The organism is Mycobacterium sp. P2_H7, from assembly GCF_056403275.1.
The window spans coordinates 338,487-357,984 of the sequence record NZ_JBFUFU010000010.1 but is presented as its reverse complement, the minus strand read 5'-3'; the positions used below and the strand labels follow the sequence as shown (position 1 = coordinate 357,984).

Annotated in this window: 20 protein-coding genes, 1 tRNA gene and 1 pseudogene; 18 read left to right on the top strand and 4 right to left on the bottom strand. The window is 67.6% G+C overall.

The features are described from left to right. Positions 1 to 451: 451 nt before the first annotated feature. The 15 genes and pseudogenes from AC1DY7_RS17075 (at position 452) to AC1DY7_RS17005 (ending at position 12,666) form a co-directional block, all read left to right on the top strand. Positions 452 to 1,243 (top strand): SDR family oxidoreductase, encoded by a 792-nt coding sequence (locus AC1DY7_RS17075; protein WP_477494879.1) that lies wholly within the window; start codon positions 452 to 454, stop codon positions 1,241 to 1,243. Positions 1,244 to 1,256: 13 nt separating this feature from the next. Beyond that, a complete protein-coding gene (locus AC1DY7_RS17070) occupies positions 1,257 to 2,333 on the top strand; it encodes an NAD(P)H-dependent amine dehydrogenase family protein (RefSeq protein ID WP_477494878.1) in 1,077 nt (358 codons plus the stop codon). A 29-nt stretch (positions 2,334 to 2,362) separates the two neighbouring features. Next, positions 2,363 to 2,662 (top strand): hypothetical protein, encoded by a 300-nt coding sequence (locus AC1DY7_RS17065; protein WP_477494877.1) that lies wholly within the window; start codon positions 2,363 to 2,365, stop codon positions 2,660 to 2,662. A gap of 8 nt (positions 2,663 to 2,670) precedes the next feature. Next, entirely contained in the window at positions 2,671 to 2,886 is a 216-nt protein-coding gene (locus AC1DY7_RS17060; protein WP_477494876.1) for a hypothetical protein, read from the top strand. 81 nt (positions 2,887 to 2,967) lie between these two features. Further along, positions 2,968 to 4,194: an Nramp family divalent metal transporter gene (locus tag AC1DY7_RS17055; protein ID WP_477494875.1), complete on the top strand. Its 1,227-nt coding sequence runs from the start codon at positions 2,968 to 2,970 to the stop codon at positions 4,192 to 4,194. Then, a complete protein-coding gene (locus AC1DY7_RS17050) occupies positions 4,195 to 5,262 on the top strand; it encodes a poly-gamma-glutamate hydrolase family protein (protein ID WP_477494874.1) in 1,068 nt (355 codons plus the stop codon). Between the two features lie 39 nt (positions 5,263 to 5,301). Beyond that, positions 5,302 to 6,096 carry a TIGR03621 family F420-dependent LLM class oxidoreductase gene (locus AC1DY7_RS17045; protein ID WP_477494873.1) on the top strand — a complete coding sequence of 265 codons (795 nt, stop codon included), beginning with the start codon at positions 5,302 to 5,304 and terminating at the stop codon, positions 6,094 to 6,096. Positions 6,097 to 6,148: 52 nt separating this feature from the next. Continuing rightward, complete coding sequence (locus AC1DY7_RS17040) at positions 6,149 to 7,438, top strand: NAD(P)/FAD-dependent oxidoreductase (protein ID WP_477495061.1); 1,290 nt, start codon at positions 6,149 to 6,151, stop codon at positions 7,436 to 7,438. Next, positions 7,432 to 8,166: a DUF1365 domain-containing protein gene (locus tag AC1DY7_RS17035; RefSeq protein ID WP_477495060.1), complete on the top strand. Its 735-nt coding sequence runs from the start codon at positions 7,432 to 7,434 to the stop codon at positions 8,164 to 8,166. Before AC1DY7_RS17040 ends, AC1DY7_RS17035 begins: the two co-directional genes overlap by 7 nt. After that, positions 8,156 to 9,481 (top strand): class I SAM-dependent methyltransferase, encoded by a 1,326-nt coding sequence (locus AC1DY7_RS17030; RefSeq protein ID WP_477494872.1) that lies wholly within the window; start codon positions 8,156 to 8,158, stop codon positions 9,479 to 9,481. The genes AC1DY7_RS17035 and AC1DY7_RS17030 overlap by 11 nt, the downstream gene beginning before the upstream one ends. Beyond that, entirely contained in the window at positions 9,478 to 10,062 is a 585-nt protein-coding gene (locus AC1DY7_RS17025; RefSeq protein WP_477494871.1) for a sigma-70 family RNA polymerase sigma factor, read from the top strand. Before AC1DY7_RS17030 ends, AC1DY7_RS17025 begins: the two co-directional genes overlap by 4 nt. Then, positions 10,059 to 10,760, top strand: a complete 702-nt coding sequence (locus AC1DY7_RS17020; RefSeq protein ID WP_477494870.1) for an anti-sigma factor — start codon at positions 10,059 to 10,061, stop codon at positions 10,758 to 10,760. Before AC1DY7_RS17025 ends, AC1DY7_RS17020 begins: the two co-directional genes overlap by 4 nt. Before the next feature lie 39 nt (positions 10,761 to 10,799). Next, positions 10,800 to 10,872: transfer RNA gene (locus tag AC1DY7_RS17015), tRNA-Arg, on the top strand. 103 nt (positions 10,873 to 10,975) lie between these two features. Beyond that, positions 10,976 to 11,203 (top strand): hypothetical protein, encoded by a 228-nt coding sequence (locus tag AC1DY7_RS17010; RefSeq protein ID WP_477494869.1) that lies wholly within the window; start codon positions 10,976 to 10,978, stop codon positions 11,201 to 11,203. Between the two features lie 100 nt (positions 11,204 to 11,303). Beyond that, positions 11,304 to 12,666: pseudogene (locus AC1DY7_RS17005) on the top strand (cytochrome P450). Here the strand turns inward: AC1DY7_RS17005 and AC1DY7_RS17000 are convergent. From AC1DY7_RS17000 to AC1DY7_RS16985, 4 genes are all read right to left on the bottom strand, one after another. Then, positions 12,660 to 13,781, bottom strand: coding sequence for a GGDEF domain-containing protein (locus AC1DY7_RS17000; RefSeq protein ID WP_477494868.1), 1,122 nt, complete (start codon positions 13,779 to 13,781; stop codon positions 12,660 to 12,662). The pseudogene AC1DY7_RS17005 and the gene AC1DY7_RS17000 sit on opposite strands and share 7 nt — an antisense overlap. Before the next feature lie 211 nt (positions 13,782 to 13,992). Next, on the bottom strand, positions 13,993 to 15,096 hold the full coding sequence (locus AC1DY7_RS16995) for a glutamate--cysteine ligase 2 (protein WP_477494867.1): 1,104 nt from the start codon (positions 15,094 to 15,096) through the stop codon (positions 13,993 to 13,995). A gap of 43 nt (positions 15,097 to 15,139) precedes the next feature. After that, entirely contained in the window at positions 15,140 to 15,409 is a 270-nt protein-coding gene (locus tag AC1DY7_RS16990; protein ID WP_477494866.1) for a hypothetical protein, read from the bottom strand. Between the two features lie 62 nt (positions 15,410 to 15,471). Continuing rightward, the gene (locus AC1DY7_RS16985) at positions 15,472 to 15,597 is read right to left on the bottom strand and encodes a hypothetical protein (protein ID WP_477494865.1); all 126 of its coding nucleotides are present in this window, start codon (positions 15,595 to 15,597) and stop codon (positions 15,472 to 15,474) included. Between the two features lie 171 nt (positions 15,598 to 15,768). On the opposite strand from AC1DY7_RS16985, the gene AC1DY7_RS16980 reads away from it, so the two are divergent. The 3 genes from AC1DY7_RS16980 to AC1DY7_RS16970 are packed head-to-tail and all read left to right on the top strand — an operon-like array spanning position 15,769 to position 19,294. Beyond that, positions 15,769 to 16,959, top strand: a complete 1,191-nt coding sequence (locus AC1DY7_RS16980) for an acetyl-CoA acetyltransferase (protein WP_477494864.1) — start codon at positions 15,769 to 15,771, stop codon at positions 16,957 to 16,959. Beyond that, a complete protein-coding gene (locus AC1DY7_RS16975; protein WP_477494863.1) occupies positions 16,959 to 18,446 on the top strand; it encodes a carotenoid oxygenase family protein in 1,488 nt (495 codons plus the stop codon). Before AC1DY7_RS16980 ends, AC1DY7_RS16975 begins: the two co-directional genes overlap by 1 nt. Further along, positions 18,446 to 19,294 carry a winged helix-turn-helix transcriptional regulator gene (locus AC1DY7_RS16970; protein ID WP_477495059.1) on the top strand — a complete coding sequence of 283 codons (849 nt, stop codon included), beginning with the start codon at positions 18,446 to 18,448 and terminating at the stop codon, positions 19,292 to 19,294. The genes AC1DY7_RS16975 and AC1DY7_RS16970 overlap by 1 nt, the downstream gene beginning before the upstream one ends. The last annotated feature ends 204 nt before the right edge of the window (positions 19,295 to 19,498 follow it).

Genomic DNA, 19,498 nt, shown 5'->3' with positions numbered 1-19,498 from the left:
GCGCCGCATCTTCGTCGGAACACGTTCTGTCCCAGCGTGATTGATGCAACCCATCGACTGACAGGCACCAAGTAAACCCGCGAAGGACGTCGCCGTCAACCCCAAAAAATGGCCCTGAACTGGGAGAACGGGTTCATCGCGGCATGCCGAAAGCTAGGCGTGTCGGATGACGCGCCCAGCTGTGGAGATCTCGGGCCTCGCGGTGCGGCGATAGCGATCGCGCCGGAGTTTCCTGTCGTCCGTTGCCCACGCCGAAGGGACCGAGCCGACAGCACTCGACTCGGCCACGACTGGTGACAGCACCGGAACGGACATGAGGAAAGGGTAGCGGCCGCGGCCAACGATTTACCGATCTGGCAGCCAACGACATAATTAGAACGTGTTACAGAAAGTCGCCCCGGTCGCGCACACGCCTTGCTACCGTGGCGCCGGAGAAGAAACGAGGCAAGCCATGATTCTGGACAAATTCCGGCTCGACGATCAAGTCGCGGTGGTCACCGGCGCCGGACGCGGACTCGGTGCCGCCATCGCGGTCGCCTACGCGGAAGCCGGTGCGGACGTGGTGATCGCGGCACGGACGCAGGCCCAGCTCGAAGAGGTCGCGGCTCAGATCGCCGCCGTCGGCCGCAAGGCGCACATCGTCGTGGCCGACCTCGCGCATCCCGAGGCCACCGCGGAGCTCGCGGGCCAGGCGGTCAGTGTGTTCGGGAAACTAGACATCGTCGTGAACAACGTCGGTGGCACCATGCCGGGACCGCTGCTGAACACCTCCACCAAGGACCTCAAGGACGCGTTCACGTTCAACGTGGGCACCGCGCACGCGCTCACACAGGCCGCGGTGCCGCTCATGTTGGAGCACTCCGGCGGCGGCTCGATCATCAACATCACCTCGACGATGGGGCGGCTCGCCGGCCGCGCCTTCGTCGCCTACGGCACCGCCAAGGCGGCGTTGGCGCACTACACCCGTCTGGCTGCGCTCGACCTGTGCCCGCGAATCAGGGTCAACGCCATCGCGCCCGGGTCCATCCTCACCTCCGCGCTGGATATCGTCGCCTCCAACGACGCCCTGCGCGATCCGATGGAGAAGGCCACCCCGATGCGCAGACTGGGCGATCCCAGCGATATCGCCGCCGCCGCAGTCTATTTGGCTTCGCCGGCCGGATCCTATCTGACCGGCAAGACTCTCGAGGTCGACGGCGGCCTCACCTTCCCCAATCTCGACCTCCCCATCCCGGATCTTTAAGGAGCACGAAGAGATGGCCATCAAAGTCGCCGCGATCGGCACCGGAAATGTCGGCAGGCACGCGCTGAGCCAGCTGATCACCGACCCGGCCTATGAGCTCACCGGCGTGTGGGTGTCCTCGGCTGCCAAGGCCGGTCAGGACGCCGGAACGCTTGCCGGTCTGGATGCCTCGACCGGAATCATCGCCACCACCGACCTCGGCGAGGTGTTGGCCACCGAACCCGAATGTGCCGTCTACACCGCGATGGCCGACAACCGGCTGCCCGAGGCGCTGGAGGACTACCGCCGGATCCTGGCCGCCGGCGTGAACGTGGTGGGTAGCGCGGCGGTGTTCCTGCAATACCCGTGGCAGGTGCTGCCCGCCGAACTGATCCAGCCCATCGAGGACGCGGCGAAAGCGGGCGACTCGAGCATTTTCATCAATGGCATCGACCCTGGATTTGCGAATGATCTTCTGCCACTTGCCCTTGCGGGCACCTGCCAGAGCATCGAACAGATCCGGTGCATGGAGATCGTCGACTACGCCACCTACGACAGCGCCACGGTCATGTTCGACGTGATGGGCTTCGGCAAGTCACTCGACGACCTGCCGATGCTGCTGCAGCCCGGGGTGCTGAGCCTGGCCTGGGGTTCGGTGGTGCGTCAGCTCGCCGCCGGCCTGGGCGTCGAACTCGACGAGGTCACCGAGACCCACGTGCGGATCCCCGCCCCGGAGGACTTCGACATCGCCTCCGGCCACATCCCGAAGGGCAGCACCGCGGCCATGCGGTTCGAGGTGCGCGGCATGGTGAAAGGCCACCCGGCCGTTGTCCTCGAGCACGTCACCCGGTTGCGGGCCGATCTGTGCCCGGAATGGCCGCAGCCCGCACAGGAGGGTGGCTCGTACCGGATCGAGGTGACCGGTGAACCGTCCTACGCGCTAGACCTCTGTCTGAGCAGCCGCAAGGGCGACCACAACCACGCCGGGCTGGTGGCCACCGCGGCCCGCGTCGTCAACGCCGTCCCCGCCGTCGTGGCCGCACCGTCGGGCATCGTCACCACTCTGGACTTGCCGCTGATCACCGGGAAAGGGTTGTACGCTGGGATTTAACGCCCGAGTTCGATGAGAGGGGCCTGCCTATGCGGTCAATGTTCGTCCTGGCTTCACTCCTGGCTGCCGGCGCCGTGGTGCTCGCACCCTCCGCCGCAGCCGACCCGGACTCCAGCTCCAATTCCAACCTGCCGTCGTGCACCAGTGTCGGCGGCAACGAGATGGGCGGCGGCGCAACCGAATGCGCGACGCCCGGCAACGTTCAGCTCAACGCCTCCCCGCCCGAGCCCACCTACCCGTACCCCTGGGACGACGAGTTCTACGGACCCGCCCTGATCATCGGCGGCAACGAGGGTGGCTTCCACGGTGGCGGTGGCGGCCGCCGCTAGGAGGCCCCATGTGGTTCCTACTCATACCGGCTCTACTCGCCGTCGCGTTCATTTCCGCCCCGAACGCGGCGGCGGCACCGAAGTGCGTCCAGACCGGCCCGACGACGACGCAGTGCGCGTCATCCGGCCACACCCAGATCGTCACGTCCCCGCCCAACACCTTCAACGGCCCGTTCTACGGCTGGCCCTACGGGGGCGGCGGAATCGTCATCGGACTCGGCTGACATGGCCCGAGTGGTGACCACGCGGAGGTTTCGGCTACCCTAACTTTTCTATTCGAACCGCCGGATAGAAGAGAGGGTGAGTTGGCGCAGGACACGCAGACACGGGTGCGGCCGGGTTGGTACCTGCTCGGACCCGCTTTCGTCGCCGCCATCGCCTACGTCGACCCCGGGAACGTCGCTGCCAACGTCAGCGCCGGTGCCCAGTTCGGCTTCCTGCTGGTCTGGGTCATTCTGGTGGCCAACATCATGGCCGGGCTGGTGCAATATCTGTCGGCCAAGCTCGGGCTGGTCACCGGGCGCTCGCTGCCGGAATCGGTGGGCGACCACACCCGCACCCCCACTCGGATCGCCTATTGGCTGCAGGCAGAGGCGGTGGCCATGGCCACCGACCTCGCCGAGGTCGTCGGCGGCGCCATCGCCCTGCATCTACTGTTCGATCTGCCGCTGCTGGTCGGCGGGATCATCACGGGCGTGGTGTCGATGCTGCTGCTGGCCCTGCAGAACCGGCGCGGTCAGCAGGTGTTCGAGCGGGTGATCACCGGACTGCTGCTGATCATCGCCATCGGCTTCCTCACCAGCCTGTTCGTCGAGCCCCCCGGCCCCAGCGCCGTCGTCGGGGGTTTCCTCCCCCAGTTCGCCGGGCCGGAGAGCGTCCTGCTGGCAGCCGCCATGCTCGGCGCCACCGTCATGCCGCACGCGGTGTACCTGCATTCGGGGCTGGCCCGCGATCGGCACGGCCGGCCTGAGGCCGGGGCGCCGCGGCGGCGGATGCTGCGGATCACCCGCATCGACGTCGGGATCGCGATGCTGGTCGCCGGCGCCGTGAACCTCGCGATGCTGCTGGTCGCGGCCACCAACCTGCAGGGCATGGACAACACCGACTCGATCGAAGGCGCGCACGCCGCGGTGGCCGAGACCCTGGGCCCGGTGGTCGCCCTGTTCTTCGCGATCGGGCTGCTGGCCTCCGGCCTGGCCTCGACATCGGTCGGCGCCTACGCCGGGGCGATGATCATGTCCGGACTGTTGCGCCGCAACTATCCGCTGCTGCTGCGCCGCGTGGTCACCCTGATCCCGGCGCTGCTCATTCTGGGTATCGGCGTCGACCCGAGCCGCGTACTGGTGATCTCCCAGGTGGTGCTCTCGTTCGGCATCCCGTTCGCCCTCATCCCGCTGGTCCGCCTCACCAGTAACCGGACCTTGATGGGCGACGACGTGAACCACCGCGTCACCACCGCGCTGGGCTGGCTGGTGGCCGGCATCATCATCGTGCTCAACATCGTCCTGATCTATCTGACGGTTCGGGGCTGAATGAGTTTGTCGCACATCTATTTTGCGTACGGGTCCAACCTTTGCGTGGACCAGATGGCGCGGCGCTGCCCCGACGCGACCGACCCGCAGCCGGCGACACTGACCGATCACGACTGGCTGATCAACGAACGCGGGGTGGCCACGGTCGAGCCGCTGGACGGCGCCCTGGTCCACGGCGTGCTGTGGCGGGTCAGCGGCAGCGACCTGACAACGCTGGACAGCGCCGAGGGCGTGCCCGTGCGTTATCGGCGCGACCGCCTGGTGATCCACACCGCCGACGGCCCTCGCGACGCCTGGGTATACATCGACCCCCGCGTCGAACCCGGACCGCCGCGGCCCGGCTATCTGGAGCGGGTCATCACCGGCGCCCTGCATCACGGGTTGCCGCACGCCTGGATCGACTTCCTGCACCGCTGGGATCCGGCCGGCTGGCCCACCCGCGACCGGACCACCCAAGCATCGGCACCGCAGTCACTCACGGCGCTGCTGGCCGACCCGGCGGTCACCGAATCCCTCACGCTGCGATCGCGTTTCGGCTTCCTGGCGATCCACGGCGGCGGGCTGGAGCGGATGACCGACGTCATCGCCGAGCGCGCCGCCCAGGCCGGCGGCGCATCTTCGTACGTGGTGCGCCACCCGGCCGGGTATCCACACCACTTGGCCTCAGCGCGGTACCTGCCGGCGCAGTCCGAGCACCTTGCGGCGTTCCTGCACCACGTCGACGTCGTGGTATCCCTCCACGGCTACGGCCGCATCGGACGGAGCAATCAGCTGCTCGCCGGGGGCGGGAACCGTACGCTGGCCGCCCACCTGTCCCGGCACCTGTCGATACCCGGCCATCAGGTGGTGACCGACCTCGACGCCATCCCCCGCGAACTGCGCGGCCTACACCCGGACAACCCGGTGAACCGGGCCCGCGACGGGGGCGCCCAACTCGAATTACCACCCCGGGTGCGCGGCATCAGCCCACGCAGCGGAATGGCCGGACCGGACGGACTCACCCCAGCGACCTCGGCGCTGGTCCGCGGGCTGGCCGCGGCGGCGCGGTCCTGGCCCCAAACCGCTTGACGCGCTTGTCCTGCCAGCCGCTACGCATAGCATCGCGTCATGCCACATGACTTCAGATTCGGCTTCAGCATGCGTGACGCAACCTCGGCGGCGTTCGTCCGGGACGAAGCGCGGCGCGCCGAGGACCTCGGCTACGACGTGCTCCTGGTCCCCGACCATCTGGGCGTCGCCGCGCCGTTCCCCGCGCTGACCGCCGTGGCGGCGGCCACCGAGCGGCTACGCGTCGGGACGTTCGTACTGAACGCCTGCTTCTACAAGCCGGCGCTGCTGGCCCGGGATGTGCAGACCCTGCACGACATCTCCGGTGGCCGGTTCGAGGTCGGCCTGGGCGCGGGCTATGTGAAGGAGGAGTTCGACGCCGCCGAGTTGCCCTTCCCCAGCGCGGGTAAACGCATCGAGTACCTGGAACACGTCACCGCCTATCTTGCCGAACACGTCCCCGCCGCGCCGATCGTGATCGCCGGCGGCGGCGACCGGCTGCTCACCGTCGCCGCCAGGTGGGCCACCACCGTCGGTGTCACCGGTGCTCTGGCCGACCGCGTCGCGTTCCTGCGCGCAGCGGCCGGCGACCGCTTCGACGACCTCGAGCTCAACGTGGCGATCACCGCGGTACCGACAGACGGTTCCGGGGTTCCGAATCTGAAGATGACGCGGCGGTTCGCCCCGGACGCCACCGACGAGGAACTTCTGGCCAGCCCTGGGGTGCTGTCCGGGACCGTCGCCGACCAGGCCGACAAACTGCGCCGGTTGCGCGACGAACACGGGGTCAGCTACTTCGTGGTGCAGTCCGCGCAGGCCGAAGCGTTCGGCGAGGTGATATCCGCGCTGCGCTGATACCGGCCCCATCCACGAAGCGGGCGGCGCCGAATAAACGGATGTGCAACACATCCATCCGGGCGGCCGGTCCATCGCGGTGATCGGCAGCGGTGTCGCCGGTCTGACTGCCGCCTATGTGCTGTCGGCACGTGACAACGTCACGCTGTTCGAGGCCGATGACCGCTTCGGCGGCCACGCCCACACGCAGTACGTCGACGACGGTGCGGGAGGCACCGTCGCCCTCGACACCGCGTTCCTGGTGCATAACGACCGCACCTATCCGACGTTGTGCCGAATGTTCGGCGAACTCGGAATCGCGGTGCAGGACACCGACATGTCGATGTCGGTGCGCGATGACACGAGCGGATTGGAGTATGCCGGAGCGAGGGGTTTCGGCGGACTCTTTCCCTCATGGAACAGCCTGACCCGGCCACGCTATCTGCGGATGCTGGCCGAGGTCAGGCGGTTTCACCGGCTGGCCACCGAACTGTTGGACGGCAACGACACCGGGGAGACCGTGGGCGCGTTCCTCGAGCGGCACCGCTTCTCACGCTATTTCGCCGAGCACTTCATGAAGCCACTCGTCGCTGCCGTCTGGTCTTGCCCGCCCGGCGACGCGCCGCAGTACCCCGCCCGCTACCTGTTCGTCTTCCTGCAGCACCACGGCATGCTCTCGGTTTTCGGGTCCCCCACGTGGCGGACCGTCACCGGCGGCTCGGCCACCTACGTATCGGCGATCGTCGACCGCATCTACGAACCATTGACCAATGCGCCGGTGCTCTCGGTGCTGCGCCATGACGGCGGAGTGACCATCGCCGCCGCAGACGGACCGGCCCGACAGTTCGACGCTGTCGTCATCGCCACCCATCCCGATCAGGCACTGCTCATGCTGGCCGAACCCACCGTCGCCGAACGATCGGTGCTGGGCGCCATCCCCTATAGCCTCAATTACGCACAGCTGCACACTGATTCGTCGATCCTGCCCATGCACCCGCGAGCACGGGCTTCCTGGAATTACCTGACCGGTCCCGACAGCGATGCCGTCACCGTGACCTATGACATCACCCGGCTGATGCGCCTGACTGGCGAAAAGCGTTATCTGGTCACCCTCGGGGGGCGCGACCGCGTCGACCCGGCGTGCGTGCTGGCCGAGATGATGTACAGCCATCCCGCCTATACCACGGAATCTGTTGCCGCCCAGGCACTTCTACCCGCGCTGGATGACGACCGGGTGGTGTTCGCCGGCGCCTACCACGGTTGGGGATTTCACGAGGACGGCGCGGCGGCCGGCTTCCGCGCCGCTCAGCGACTCGGCGCGGCCTGGCCGTCAGGCGTTGCCGAAAAGGCACTCTCATCGTGACGTCCGCGCTGTATCGCACCCGGATCACCCATGTGCGCCGCGCACCGGTGGGGCATTCCTTCGAGCACCGCGGCTACAGCTGGTACATCGACATCGACCAGCCGCCGCGGCTGCCGCGCTGGCTGCAGGCCTTCGCCCGGTTCGACCCGCGCGACCACCTGGACGGTGACCCGAAAGATTCACTGCGGCAACGGGTCGACGCCTACCTGCACACTCAGGACATCGATCTGGGTGGCGGCAAAGTCACCGCCCTGTTCCAGGCCAGGGTGCTGGGTTACGTGTTCAATCCGTTGAGCCTGTTCTGGTGCCACGACCAGCGCGGTAGGTTGCGGTGCGTCATCGCCGAGGTACACAACACCTACGGTGATCGGCACGCCTATCTGCTGGACCCGGACGCCTCGACGCACGTGACCAAGCGCATGTACGTGTCCCCGTTCAACGGGACGGACGGTCACTACCGGGTCCGGGCTCCGCTGCCGGGATCTGAACTGGACGTGGCGATTTCACTGCACCGCGACGACCACCCGACTTTCGTGGCCACGGTGCACGGCAGCCGGCGCAGGGTCACCGTCGCCGAAGTGCTGCGCCTGCAGTTCATCGCCCCCCTGGCCCCGCTGAGCGGAGCAGTGGCCATCCGCATGCACGGCATCTATCTGTGGCTGCGCCGGGTTCCCCTGACCCCCCGGCCTCGCGCGAAGAGTGAAGGAGCACCCGCCGGTGAGCATTGATATCAGTGGTTTCGAGGCTTCTCACACCGTCGACTCCGGCCGTTGGCCCGACGTCGCAGCGCGGCCGTCCGGTCCGCTGAACACCGTCTCGGCGGTCATCGCCGATCGGCTGTTCCGTCGCGCCGCCGCACGCCTGCCGGTCCGGCTGAGCTATCCCGACGGCACGGTGGTCGGCGCCGCCGATCCCACCCTGCCCACCATGGTCATCCATCGTCCGGACGCCCTCGCCCGCCGGATCGGACGGTACGGCCTGATCGGGTTCGGTGAGTCGTATATGGCCGGTGAGTGGACATCGGCGGATGTCGCCGGGGTGCTGACCGCCTTCGCCAAATCCATGGCCGAGTTGGTTCCCCCTGCCCTGCAACGGTTCCGCCACCTGGCTGTGGTCCGCGCACCGCGTTCGCAGCGCAACCACCCGAACCAGGCCCGGGCGAACGTATCCGCGCATTACGACCTGTCCAACGACTTGTTCGCCGAGTTCCTCGACGACACCATGACCTATTCGAGCGCCCTGTTCGGCCAACAGCCCGCCACATGGGCGGATCTGCCTGCCGCACAGCACAACAAGATCGACCAACTACTCGACGCAGCCGCGGTTCGGGCCGGTAGCGAAGTCCTCGAGATCGGGACCGGTTGGGGCGAACTGTGCATCCGGGCCGCCGGCCGCGGCGCGCACGTCCGTTCGGTCACACTCTCCGTCGAGCAGCAGCGCCTCGCCCAGCGCCGGGTCGCAGCCGCAGGCCTGTCCGACCGCGTCACCATCGAATTGCTGGACTACCGCGCCGTGCAGGGACAGTACGACGCGGTGGTCTCTGTCGAGATGATCGAGGCGGTCGGCTACCAGTTCTGGCCCACCTACTTCCAGGCGCTGAACCGACTGGTGCGACCGGGGGGTCGCGTCAGTATCCAAGCCATCACCATGCCGCACGACCGCATGCTGGCCAGCCGGCACACCTACACCTGGATCCAGAAGTACATCTTCCCCGGCGGCCTGCTGCCCTCGGAGCAGGCCATCGCCGACATCACCGCGCAGCACACCGATTTGCGCACTGTCGACGTGTCCTGGATGGGACTGCACTACGCCGAGACGCTGCGGTTGTGGCGGGAACGATTCCTGGACCGCCGGGAGGCCGTGCGCGGCTTGGGGTTCGACGACGTGTTCGTGCGAATGTGGGAGCTGTACCTGGCGTATTCCGAGGCGGGATTCCGGGCCGGCTATCTCGACGTCGTCCAGTGGACGTTTGTGCCGGCGGGCAGGGAGAACCTCCCGCTTGCGGGCTGCCGCGAAACGACCGGGGAATTCGTGCCCACATGACAATTATGGTCCTGCCTGCCGCTAGGCTACGGCTCGTGACCACCGACCTCGACGTTCTGCTGCGCGGGGTCGCCCGTCGCGACGCCGAGGCGTTCGCCGCGTTCTACGATCACACCAAATCCAGGGTGTTCGGCCTGGTCACCCGGGTATTACGGGATCCCGGGTACAGCGAGGAAACCACCCAGGAGATCTACCTGCAGGTGTGGCACAACGCCGGAGGTTACGACCCGACGGCGGGCTCACCCATGGCCTGGCTGATGACGCTGGCGCACCGCCGCGCGGTGGACCGGGTGCGGGCCGAGCAGTCGGCCACCCAGCGCGAGTCCCGCTACGGCGCCGCCAACGTCGACACCCCCACCGACCACGTCGCCGATTCGGTGATCACCCTCGATGAACATCGCCGGGTGTCCGACTGCCTCGGTTCACTGACCGAAGTGCAGCGCGAGTGCATCGACCTGGCCTACTACAACGGCCTCACGTATCGGCAGGTCTCAGAACGACTTTCGGCCAACCTGGCCACCGTCAAATCGCGCATGCGAGACGGCCTGCGCGCACTGCGTAATTGCCTGGGGGCGGCATGACCGGGCCCGTAGAGCACGAAGTGATGACGCTGGCGACGCCGTACGCGCTGCACGCCGTCGACGACGGCGAAGTCGAACGCCACTTGGCTGACGCTCCGCCTGAAGTGGCGCGTCAGTTCGCCGACGAGGTCGCCGCGGTTCGTGAATCGATGGCCCGGGTGTCGGCCACAACAGCGCTGGAGCCACCGGCGTACCTGCGGGACCGGGTCCTGGCCGCGGTCAGTCCGGGAGTGGTGCGCGAGCTTCGGCCGCGCCGCTGGCGTAACGCCGCGCTGGCCGCCGCGGCCGCCGTCGTCGTGGCCGCCGGTGGCATCGGGATCGGCGTGGCACTGAGGCCGCCGGCGCCCACACCGACGACCGCCCAGCAGGTGTTCGCCGCGCCCGACGTGCGCACCGTGTCCGGGCCCATCCCCACCGGCGGTACCGCCACCGTGGTGTTCTCCAAGGAACGCAACGCCGGCGTGCTGGTGATGAACAACGTCGCACCGCCCGAATCAGGCAGCGTCTACCAGATGTGGCTGCTGCGCGGGGCCGGCCCGGAGTCCGCCGGAACCATGGATTCGGCGTCGGTGGCACCCTCCACCACCGCGGTGCTGCCCGATCTGGGTGACGCGACGGCGCTGGCGTTCACCGTCGAACCGGGCAAGGGTTCGACGGCGCCGACCACGCCGATCTTCGCCCAGCTGCCATTGACTTAGGCCTGTTGGCCCGGCTTCGGTAAGCTTCCACCGTCCCGGGCCCCCGTAGCTCAGGGGATAGAGCACGGCTCTCCTAAAGCCGGTGTCGCATGTTCGAATCATGCCGGGGGCACTTTCCGATGGAGCCGGTGCAGCATTCCGCCGGAGCCAGCCGGTTGCCCGAGGTGTGCCCCGTTCGTGACCGCGTTGCGACCGCAGCCGGGAAAGCTGTCGGCATGACGTTCCTCGGGATGGCCGCCGCCTTGGCGGCTGCCTCGCTGCTCGGATTCGTCGTCGGTCGGCGCTCCGTGTCGAAGGCGCCGTCCTGGAATCACCGCACCTCTCGATCGGCGTTGGCCAAACAAGCATTGAGTCTGGTCACGCTCTTAGCCGCCGGTGAACTCCAGCGCGCGGTGGGGTCCCGCGTCACGGGCCCGCCACGCCGGGTCCGGACTCGGCGCTGAACTGAGGCGACAACGCCGATTCCCTCCCGGATCTCCGCCGACTCAGCGATGGTGAACGTAGGTTCATCGCACCGCAGCTGAAAGCACAGGGAGACAAGCCTTGAGCGTCGAGACACCCACCGCCGACGACCGCAAGCGGAACAGCTACCACTTCGATCGCCATACGCCGGAGTACCGGTTGAAGTTCGATTCGATCACCGAGGACATGCAGGCCAGGTGTCCGATGGCGTGGACGGAGACGCACGGCGGGCATTGGGGTCGCGGCCGGCAGCAGAGAAGTCTTCGAGATGGCCCGGTGCCCGGTCGTGTCAAACCATCACGACCTGACCGGGCAGACGCCCTACCAGGGCATCACCATCCCGAAGGCGCAGCGGGCCACAGTCACCCGGGGCGGCATCCTGGAAATGGACGAGCCCGAGCACAGCCAGTACCGCAGCGTGTTGAACCCGTACCTGTCCCCCGCCGCGGTGAAGCGGTGGCGGCCGTTCATCGACGAGATCGTGCGCGCCGCACTCGACGAGCAGATCGCGTCGGGCCGGATCGACTTCGTGGATGACCTCGCCAACATCGTGCCGGCCGTGCTGACGCTGGCGATGATGGGTATCGAGCTGAAGAAGTGGCCGGTCTACAGCGAACCCAGCCACCTGTCGGTGTCCACTCCCGAGCACTCGCCGGACGCGCCCCGCGTCGCCGAGATGACCCGGAAGATGGGGATGGATCTGATCACCACCATGATGGAGGTGCGGGCGAACCCGCGGCCCGGGATGATCAACGCGCTGCTGGCACTGCGGATCGACGGCGAACCCGCACCGGATCTGGAGATCGCGGGCAACCTCGGCCTGATCATCGGGGGCGGCTTCGACACCACCACCGCGCTGACCGCGCACGCCTTGGAGTGGTTATCCGAGCATCCGGCCCAGCGTGAGCTGCTCAGCGACGACCGCGACACCCTGCTCGACCCCGCCACCGAGGAGTTCCTACGCTTCTACACCCCCGCGCCCGGCGACGGCCGGACCTTCTCCGGTGACACGGAGTTCGAGGGCACCCGGTTCAAAGAGGGTGAGCGCCTGTGGATTTCCTGGGCCATGGCCAACCGCGACCCCGCGGTGTTCGACAAGCCCAACGACATCGTCCTCGACCGTAAGGGCAACCGGCACTTCAGCTTCGGCATCGGTGTGCACCGCTGCGTCGGTTCGAACGTCGCACGCACGGTGTTCAAGTCGATGCTCACGGCGGTGCTCGACCGGATGCCAGACTACGTGTGCGACCCCGGCGGGACCGAGCACTACGAGACCATCGGGGTCATCCAGGGCATGAAGCACCTCCCGGCGACATTCACCCCCGGAAAGCCGCTGGGGCCCGGCCTCGACGAGACGCTGGAGGAGTTGCAGCGGATCTGCAACGAACAGGAACTCGCGCGTCCCATCACCGAACGCAAGGACTCCGCCGTCATCGACTACTGACAGTCGCCACTGCCGGACATATCGTCCGAATGAGTCTGCGGCCGTGGCATATTACCATTGCGACGGCGCTGCTTGCCCGCGTACATCCGCTCGTCGGCGATCTTCAACAGGTGCGACAACGCCGCTTCGGCACCTTGCTCGGCGACCGAGCCGTCGCCCCGCGCGGCGCCGATGCTCACGTCGATGCCTTCCGTGGCCAGGAGTTCACAGAGGGCGCGTGCGAGCTGATCTTCGGTGCGGTGCGGATCGGCGGCCACGGCGACGGCGAACTCGTCACCGCCGAGCCGCGCCGAAACAGCGGACAGCCCAAAGGTATTGGTGATCCCGGCCGCGACCCGGCGCAGAACCTCGTCGCCGTGGGCGTGTCCGTGACTGTCGTTGAGTTTTTTGAGGTGGTCGACGTCGACGATCAAGACGTCCACCCCGAGCGGGGTGTTGTCGATCAGCCGCGTCGCACGCGCCTGAAATGCCCGCCGGTTGCCCAGCATCGTCAGCGGGTCGGTGGTAGCGGCGATGTGGTTGCGCGCGATCGCGAGCCGGATGTCGCTGGTGTAGAGGCTGTGCAGGAACACCGTGCCGTGCACCGCCAGCAGCAACACAGCCGTCCTGACGATGCCGCCGGCCAGGTCGACATCACCCCTGGTGATGGCCTGCACGCCGAAGCAGACGATCACCACGCTGGTGAACGCAACGTGCAGCAGGCGCGGCAGCGAGGTCAGAAAATGCGCGGCGTACGCGCTGACCACCGCGAACAGCGCCGTCATGAGTAGGGCGGTGCCGGCGTCGTGGAATGCGGCGAGCACCGCGGTGACCCCGAGGTCGGCGTACACGACGAACATGGTCGGCGCCGGCTGCCACTGGGCGCGGTTGGGCCACCAGATGGAACCCAGGTGCAGGCGGGTCACCGCGAACGAGACGGGGATGGTGGTGAGGCACACCGCCACGACCACGATGCGCGCCGCGGGCGACCGCGGACCGTCCGCGGATGCCAGGGCGAGCAAACCGATGGCGCCGAACAACAGCACGAAACCGGCGATCGCGTACCGGAAAATATTCTCCCGCAGCCGCAACCCGTCCAGGATTTCACGTTGCTGCTGATGTGAGCGCAACGGCATCAAAATCCCCCACCATCACCGGGCCGCCCCGGTATCCACCTGCGTGACATCGACTGACCTGGTGGATCCGCCGCGCGCGACGGGCACTCAATGACAGTCGGCCACGCTCGGTCAGCAAGCTCAGGTGGCATTGCGCGACGAACATGGCTGCGACGATTGTAGCGACAAGGGGAACGGGTCCCGGTGCAGCTAATTTCGGTGCGGCCACCACTCAGCCGACGCCGGCCAGCGTCGCGCGGGCCGCGTCGTCGATGACATCGGACACGTCGCCGCGGCGCTGCCACGCGGCCAGTTGCCGGGTGGCACCATTGCCCTCGGCCAGCACGCGCCGCACCTCTGCGGTCACCGTGTCGTGATCGCCGACAGCCTCCAACGCCGGCGTCACCCGCTCGACCATCGTTCTCAGCATGTGCGGTGCAGGCACCAGCGCGTGGCTGTCGATCAGATCAACGGCGAAGCCGCCCAAGCCATCTCGCGACGCTCGCCAATACGCGGCGGCCAGGGCGTGGGACGACAGCGGCTTCTCCGGCCGGCCCTGTTGGATGTCGTCGAGCGCCGTCATCACCAGGGCGCGCACCAGTGCCGCCAGCAGGACGGTGTCGGCGACCGTCGCGGGCACATCCGCGACGCGGACCTCGACGGTCGGGAACTTCGCCGACGGGCGCACGTCCCAATAGACCATGCCGTCATCGAGCGCGGCGCCGGATGCGAGCATGATCTCGACCAGCGCGTCGTACTCCGCGGCGGACTCGAAATGCGGCGGCGGCCCGGCACTGGGCCAGCGCGCCCACAACACGCTGCGCCAGCTCGCGTACCCGGTGTCGGCGCTGCGGTACACCGCGGAATTGGCCGACAGCGCCAGCAGCGTGGGCAACCACGGCCGCAGCCGGTTGCTCACCGCGATGCCGGTCGCCTTGTCGGGGACGGCGACGTGCACATGGCAGCCGCAGATGCCCTGTTCATGGGCGATCATGCCGAACCGCTCGCCGATCTCCCGGTACCGCGGCTTGTCGGTGAGCGGAAACTCCCGCGGCACAGTTGGCGGTAGCCCCACCGCGAGCAGGCGCGCACCGGATTCGTCTGCCGCCCTCGCCGCGCCACCGCGCAAGGCGGACAGCGCGCTGCGCAACTCCTCGGCCCTGTGCGCCACCGGGGAGGTCGTCTCGACCTGGCAGCTGGTCAGCTCCAGCTGCAAGTCGATGCCGCGGCGTTCGGCGTGCGCCGCCACCTCGCGGTTGCGGGGCACGGGTTCACCGGTGCCGGGGTCGACGAGGAGGAATTCCTCTTCCACGCCGACCGTCGGATGTTCAGCCATGTCCGGGGATTCCCCCAGGTGGCGTGCCCGCAAACCGGACCGGTCAGCACACCCGCCGTGGGATGGGGCGCGCGACCGCCGGATAGACCTGCGGATCTGCGGCGCCGTGCAGGACATCCGAGGAACAGGCGGGCACCGGCTGGGCACCTGAGTGATAGGACGCGGCGCCGCCGGGCGCGGAACCCGCGGCGGGGTGCCGGGTGAGCAGCGCCCCGCCGCCGAACAGCAGAACCACCGTCGCGACGGTGGCCAGAAGCGCCCCCGACGCAGCAGGAACGGGCAGGTGGTGGTGCCCGAATGACGCGGTGCTCATGTATCCGAGGCTATGAAGTCATCCCGCCGGCGATGCGAGTAGTCGGGTACGCGAAAAACGCGTCAGCGGGAACCGGCTTCCCATTGCTGACGCATCCGCTCGATAGCCTGCTCGCCGGACCGATTGATGCTGACGAACAGCTTGATCATCGCAACGCCGCTGGTCATGCCAGCGGCGAAGATCGCCATTTCCATCATCTGATCTCTCCCCCTACCGATTTGCTGGGTGGGTTCCCCGAATCGCCCGCGCCCAATCCTGTCGTCTTCACAACGGTATGAGTTGCGGCGACCTCGGAAGTCGACACTTTTCGCCGAAGAATCTTCCCGAATAACTCTGTTAGTTGTAGTAGCGTCGCGGTCATGGGCGGCGTCTGGATCTTGGGCGGCTATCAGAGCGACTTCGCGCGCAACCTGCATCGTGAGGGCGCCGACGTCGCTGCCCTGACGGCCGAGGTCGTCCGTGAAACGCTGGCCGCCGCGAAAACCCGACCAGTCGACATCGGCGTCGTGCACGTCGCCAACGCCTTCGGCGAGATGTTCGCCGGACAGGGGCACCTCGGCGCCATGCCGGCCTCCGTCGACGATGGGCTCTGGGACATCCCCGCGTCCCGGCATGAAGCGGCCTGCGCGTCGGGCAGCATCGCCGTGCTCGCCGCGATCGCCGACCTGCGGGCCGGGAACTACGACAGCGCCTTGGTGCTCGGCGTCGAACTGGAGAAAACGGTGCCCGGCGACACCGCCGCGCGGTATCTCGGCGCGGCCGCGTGGACCGGACGCGAAGGCGCGGACGCCACCTTCATGTGGCCGTACATGTTCTCCCGGATCGCCGACGAGTACGACAGCCGATACGGCCTGGACGACATCCACCTCGACGCCCTCTCCACGCTGAACTACGCCAACGCGAAGGCCAATCCGAACGCGCAGACGCGGGACTGGGCACCCGATGCGGACAACCCGGTGGTCGAGGGCCGCATCCGGCGGATGGACTGCAGCCAGATGACCGACGGCGGCGCCGGCGTCGTACTGGTGACCGACGGCTATCTGCGGGAGCACCCCGACGCGCGTCCGCTCGGGCGTATCGACGGCTGGGGGCATCGCACCGTCGGACTCGGACTGCAGCAGAAGCTGGACCGCGCCGCCGCGGATCCCTATGTGCTGCCGCATGTCCGGAGTGCCGTCTTGGACGCATTCACCCGCGCTCGGGTCACCCTGGACGATGTCGACGGGTTCGAGGTGCACGACTGCTTCACTCCCAGTGAATACCTCGCGATCGACCACATCGGACTGACGGGCCCGGGCGAATCGTGGAAGGCCATCGAGAACGGGGAGATCGAGATCGGTGGCCGGCTGCCGATCAACCCCAGCGGCGGACTGATCGGTGGCGGCCACCCCGTCGGCGCCACCGGGGTAAGGATGGTGCTCGATGCCGCCAGGCAGGTGAGCGGAACCGCCGGGGACTATCAGGTCGACGGCGCAACGACGTTCGGCACGTTGAACTTCGGTGGCAGCACCGCCACCACTGTCAGTTTTGTGGTCTCCCAGGGGGTCTGATGAACGTAGAAGTCGTCGCCAAGTATCTGTCCACCCTGCCCGAGGACGACACCCACCCATACCGCACCGGTGCTTGGCGCCCGCAGACCACCGAATGGGATGCCGAGGACCTCCGCGCCGTCGAGGGTGAGATCCCCACCGATCTGGACGGGATATACCTGCGCAACACCGAGAATCCGCTGCATCCCGCCTTCAAGACCTATCACCCGTTCGACGGTGACGGCATGCTGCACATCGTCGGCTTCCGAGACGGAAAGGCGTTCTACCGCAACCGCTTCATCCAGACCGACGGCCTGCTGGCCGAGAACGTGGCGGGCGGCCCGCTGTGGCCGGGCATCGCCGAGCCCGTCGAGCTGGCGCAGCGTGAGTACGGTTGGGGCGCAAGGACCTTGATGAAGGACGCGTCGTCGACCGATGTCATCGTGCGCCGCGGGGTGGCGCTGACCAGCTTCTACCAGTGCGGTGACCTGTACCGGGTGGATCCCTACACCGGGGCGGCGCTGGGCAAGGAGGACTTCTCCGGCGGCTTCCCTGCCGATATGGGCGTCTCCGCGCATCCCAAGGTCGATGGTGACGAACTGCTGTTCTTCAACTACGGCAAGCAGTCCCCGTACATGCACTACGGCGTGGTCGACGCGACCAACACTCTGGTGCATTACGTCGATGTCGAGCTGCCCGGCCCACGGCTGCCACACGACATGGCGTTCACCGAGAACTATGTGATCCTCAACGATTTCCCGTTGTTCTGGGATGCCGAGATGCTCAAGCACAACGCGCACATCCCCCGTCTGCACCGGGATCTGCCGTCGCGGTTCGCTGTGTTGCCCAGGCGTGGTGGGCCTGTCCGGTGGTTCGAGGCCGACACCACCTATGTCCTGCACTTCACCAATGCCTTCGAGGACGGCGACGAGATCGTGCTGGACGGGTTCTTCCAGGGATCACCGGAACCCACCGTCGACGACGCCGACTTCGGCATGGACCGCAAGTGGCAACGGTTCTTCCGGTACCTGTCGCTGGACGGGATGCAGACCCGGCTGCACCGCTGGCGGTTCAACCTGGTCACCGGGCAGACGCGCGAAGAGCAATTGTCCGACAGCCTCACCGAATTCGGCATGATCAATCCGTCCTATGCGGCCAGGGACTACCGCTACACCTACGCCGCGACGGGCAAGCCGGGCTGGTTCCTGTTCGACGGGTTGGTACGACATGACCTGCACACCGGATCCGAGCAGCGCTACACCTTCGCCGACGGCGTGTACGGCAGCGAGACGGCGATGGCGCCCCGAATCGGTAGCAGCGCCGAGGACGACGGTTACCTCGTCACCATCACCACCGACATGACGGCCGACGCGTCCTATTGCCTGGTGTTCGACGCCGCCCGCCTGTCAGACGGTCCGGTGTGCAAACTTGAACTACCGGAACGGGTTTCGAGCGGAACCCATTCGACCTGGGCACCCGGCTCGGAGCTGCGGCGTTGGCGGGACTGATGGAGCCCGGCCCGGATGTCAATGCCGTTGGCAGGATGCTGGGGCTGCTCGGCGACGAGTGGACGTTGTTGATCACCCAGCAGGCGTTGTTGGGCGCGTCCCGGTTCAGTGAATTCGCCGCGCGACTGCCGATATCCAGCGCGGTGCTGACGGCGCGGCTGCGAAGCATGACGTCCGACGCGCTGCTGGAACGCTCTGGGCGTCAGTATCTGCTGACCCCGCGCGGCCGGGCGCTATGGCCGGTGCTGGTGTCCATCTGGGCGTGGGAGCGTCGCTGGGTACCCGAACACACCTTGCCGGCCATGCGGCACAACGGATGTGGCGCCGCCTTCGCCCCCGTCCTGACCTGCGACGGGTGCGGCGAAACCACCTCCGAGAAGACATTGGAGGCCCGCTGGGGCCCGAGCGGATCGTGGGCGCGTTCCATGCCGGTGGCCACCACCCGGCGGCGGTCACACGGCCACCGGGCGGCCCTGTTCCCCCAGACCATGATGATTCTCGGCAACCGGTGGTCCTTCGCCGTCATCGTCGCGGCCTTCGTCGGCACCAACCGATTCACCGATTTCGCGGAACAGCTCGGCGCCCCACCCGGTTCGCTGTCCGATCGGCTGCAGATTTTGGTGACCAACGAAGTCCTCGACGCCCGCTACCGGCTGACCGAGAAGGGGCGCGCGGTGCTGCCCGTCCTGGTCACGGCGCTGGATTGGGCGCTGCGCTGGCTCGCCGAATCCGAGGGCCCGGCAGTCGACATCACGCATACCGTGTGCGGCAGCGAATTTCACGCCGCGCTGGCCTGTGATCAGTGCGGGGAGCCGTTGCGCGGCAGGGATATCGGCGTGCTCACCTGACGTTGCAGCCGCTGCTCATGTTGTGGCAGTGCCCGCTGCCGCTACACGTCCCGCAATGGCAACCGCAGGCAACGCGGGCCTGTGGCGCCGGCCGCGCGGCGGGCTGGTCGAAATCGACTTCGAGGTGGGGATCACGGTCTCGACCGTGATGGTCGCGTCCTGGCATGGTCGCCTCCTTGAGCGCGCTGATCGTTCCACGGTAGG

What these genes read in the sequence shown, in the direction of transcription:
- AC1DY7_RS17075 (WP_477494879.1), top strand. Translation starts at nt 452, where the DNA reads ATGATTCTGGACAAATTCCGGCTCGACGATCAAGTCGCGGTGGTCACC.
- AC1DY7_RS17070 (WP_477494878.1), top strand. Translation starts at nt 1,257, where the DNA reads ATGGCCATCAAAGTCGCCGCGATCGGCACCGGAAATGTCGGCAGGCAC.
- AC1DY7_RS17065 (WP_477494877.1), top strand. Translation starts at nt 2,363, where the DNA reads ATGCGGTCAATGTTCGTCCTGGCTTCACTCCTGGCTGCCGGCGCCGTG.
- AC1DY7_RS17060 (WP_477494876.1), top strand. Translation starts at nt 2,671, where the DNA reads ATGTGGTTCCTACTCATACCGGCTCTACTCGCCGTCGCGTTCATTTCC.
- AC1DY7_RS17050 (WP_477494874.1), top strand. Translation starts at nt 4,195, where the DNA reads ATGAGTTTGTCGCACATCTATTTTGCGTACGGGTCCAACCTTTGCGTG.
- AC1DY7_RS17045 (WP_477494873.1), top strand. Translation starts at nt 5,302, where the DNA reads ATGCCACATGACTTCAGATTCGGCTTCAGCATGCGTGACGCAACCTCG.
- AC1DY7_RS17025 (WP_477494871.1), top strand. Translation starts at nt 9,478, where the DNA reads ATGACAATTATGGTCCTGCCTGCCGCTAGGCTACGGCTCGTGACCACC.
- AC1DY7_RS17020 (WP_477494870.1), top strand. Translation starts at nt 10,059, where the DNA reads ATGACCGGGCCCGTAGAGCACGAAGTGATGACGCTGGCGACGCCGTAC.
- AC1DY7_RS17010 (WP_477494869.1), top strand. Translation starts at nt 10,976, where the DNA reads ATGACGTTCCTCGGGATGGCCGCCGCCTTGGCGGCTGCCTCGCTGCTC.
- AC1DY7_RS17000 (WP_477494868.1), bottom strand. Translation starts at nt 13,781, where the DNA reads ATGCCGTTGCGCTCACATCAGCAGCAACGTGAAATCCTGGACGGGTTG.
- AC1DY7_RS16995 (WP_477494867.1), bottom strand. Translation starts at nt 15,096, where the DNA reads ATGGCTGAACATCCGACGGTCGGCGTGGAAGAGGAATTCCTCCTCGTC.
- AC1DY7_RS16990 (WP_477494866.1), bottom strand. Translation starts at nt 15,409, where the DNA reads ATGAGCACCGCGTCATTCGGGCACCACCACCTGCCCGTTCCTGCTGCG.
- AC1DY7_RS16985 (WP_477494865.1), bottom strand. Translation starts at nt 15,597, where the DNA reads ATGGCGATCTTCGCCGCTGGCATGACCAGCGGCGTTGCGATGATCAAG.
- AC1DY7_RS16980 (WP_477494864.1), top strand. Translation starts at nt 15,769, where the DNA reads ATGGGCGGCGTCTGGATCTTGGGCGGCTATCAGAGCGACTTCGCGCGC.
- AC1DY7_RS16975 (WP_477494863.1), top strand. Translation starts at nt 16,959, where the DNA reads ATGAACGTAGAAGTCGTCGCCAAGTATCTGTCCACCCTGCCCGAGGAC.
- AC1DY7_RS16970 (WP_477495059.1), top strand. Translation starts at nt 18,446, where the DNA reads ATGGAGCCCGGCCCGGATGTCAATGCCGTTGGCAGGATGCTGGGGCTG.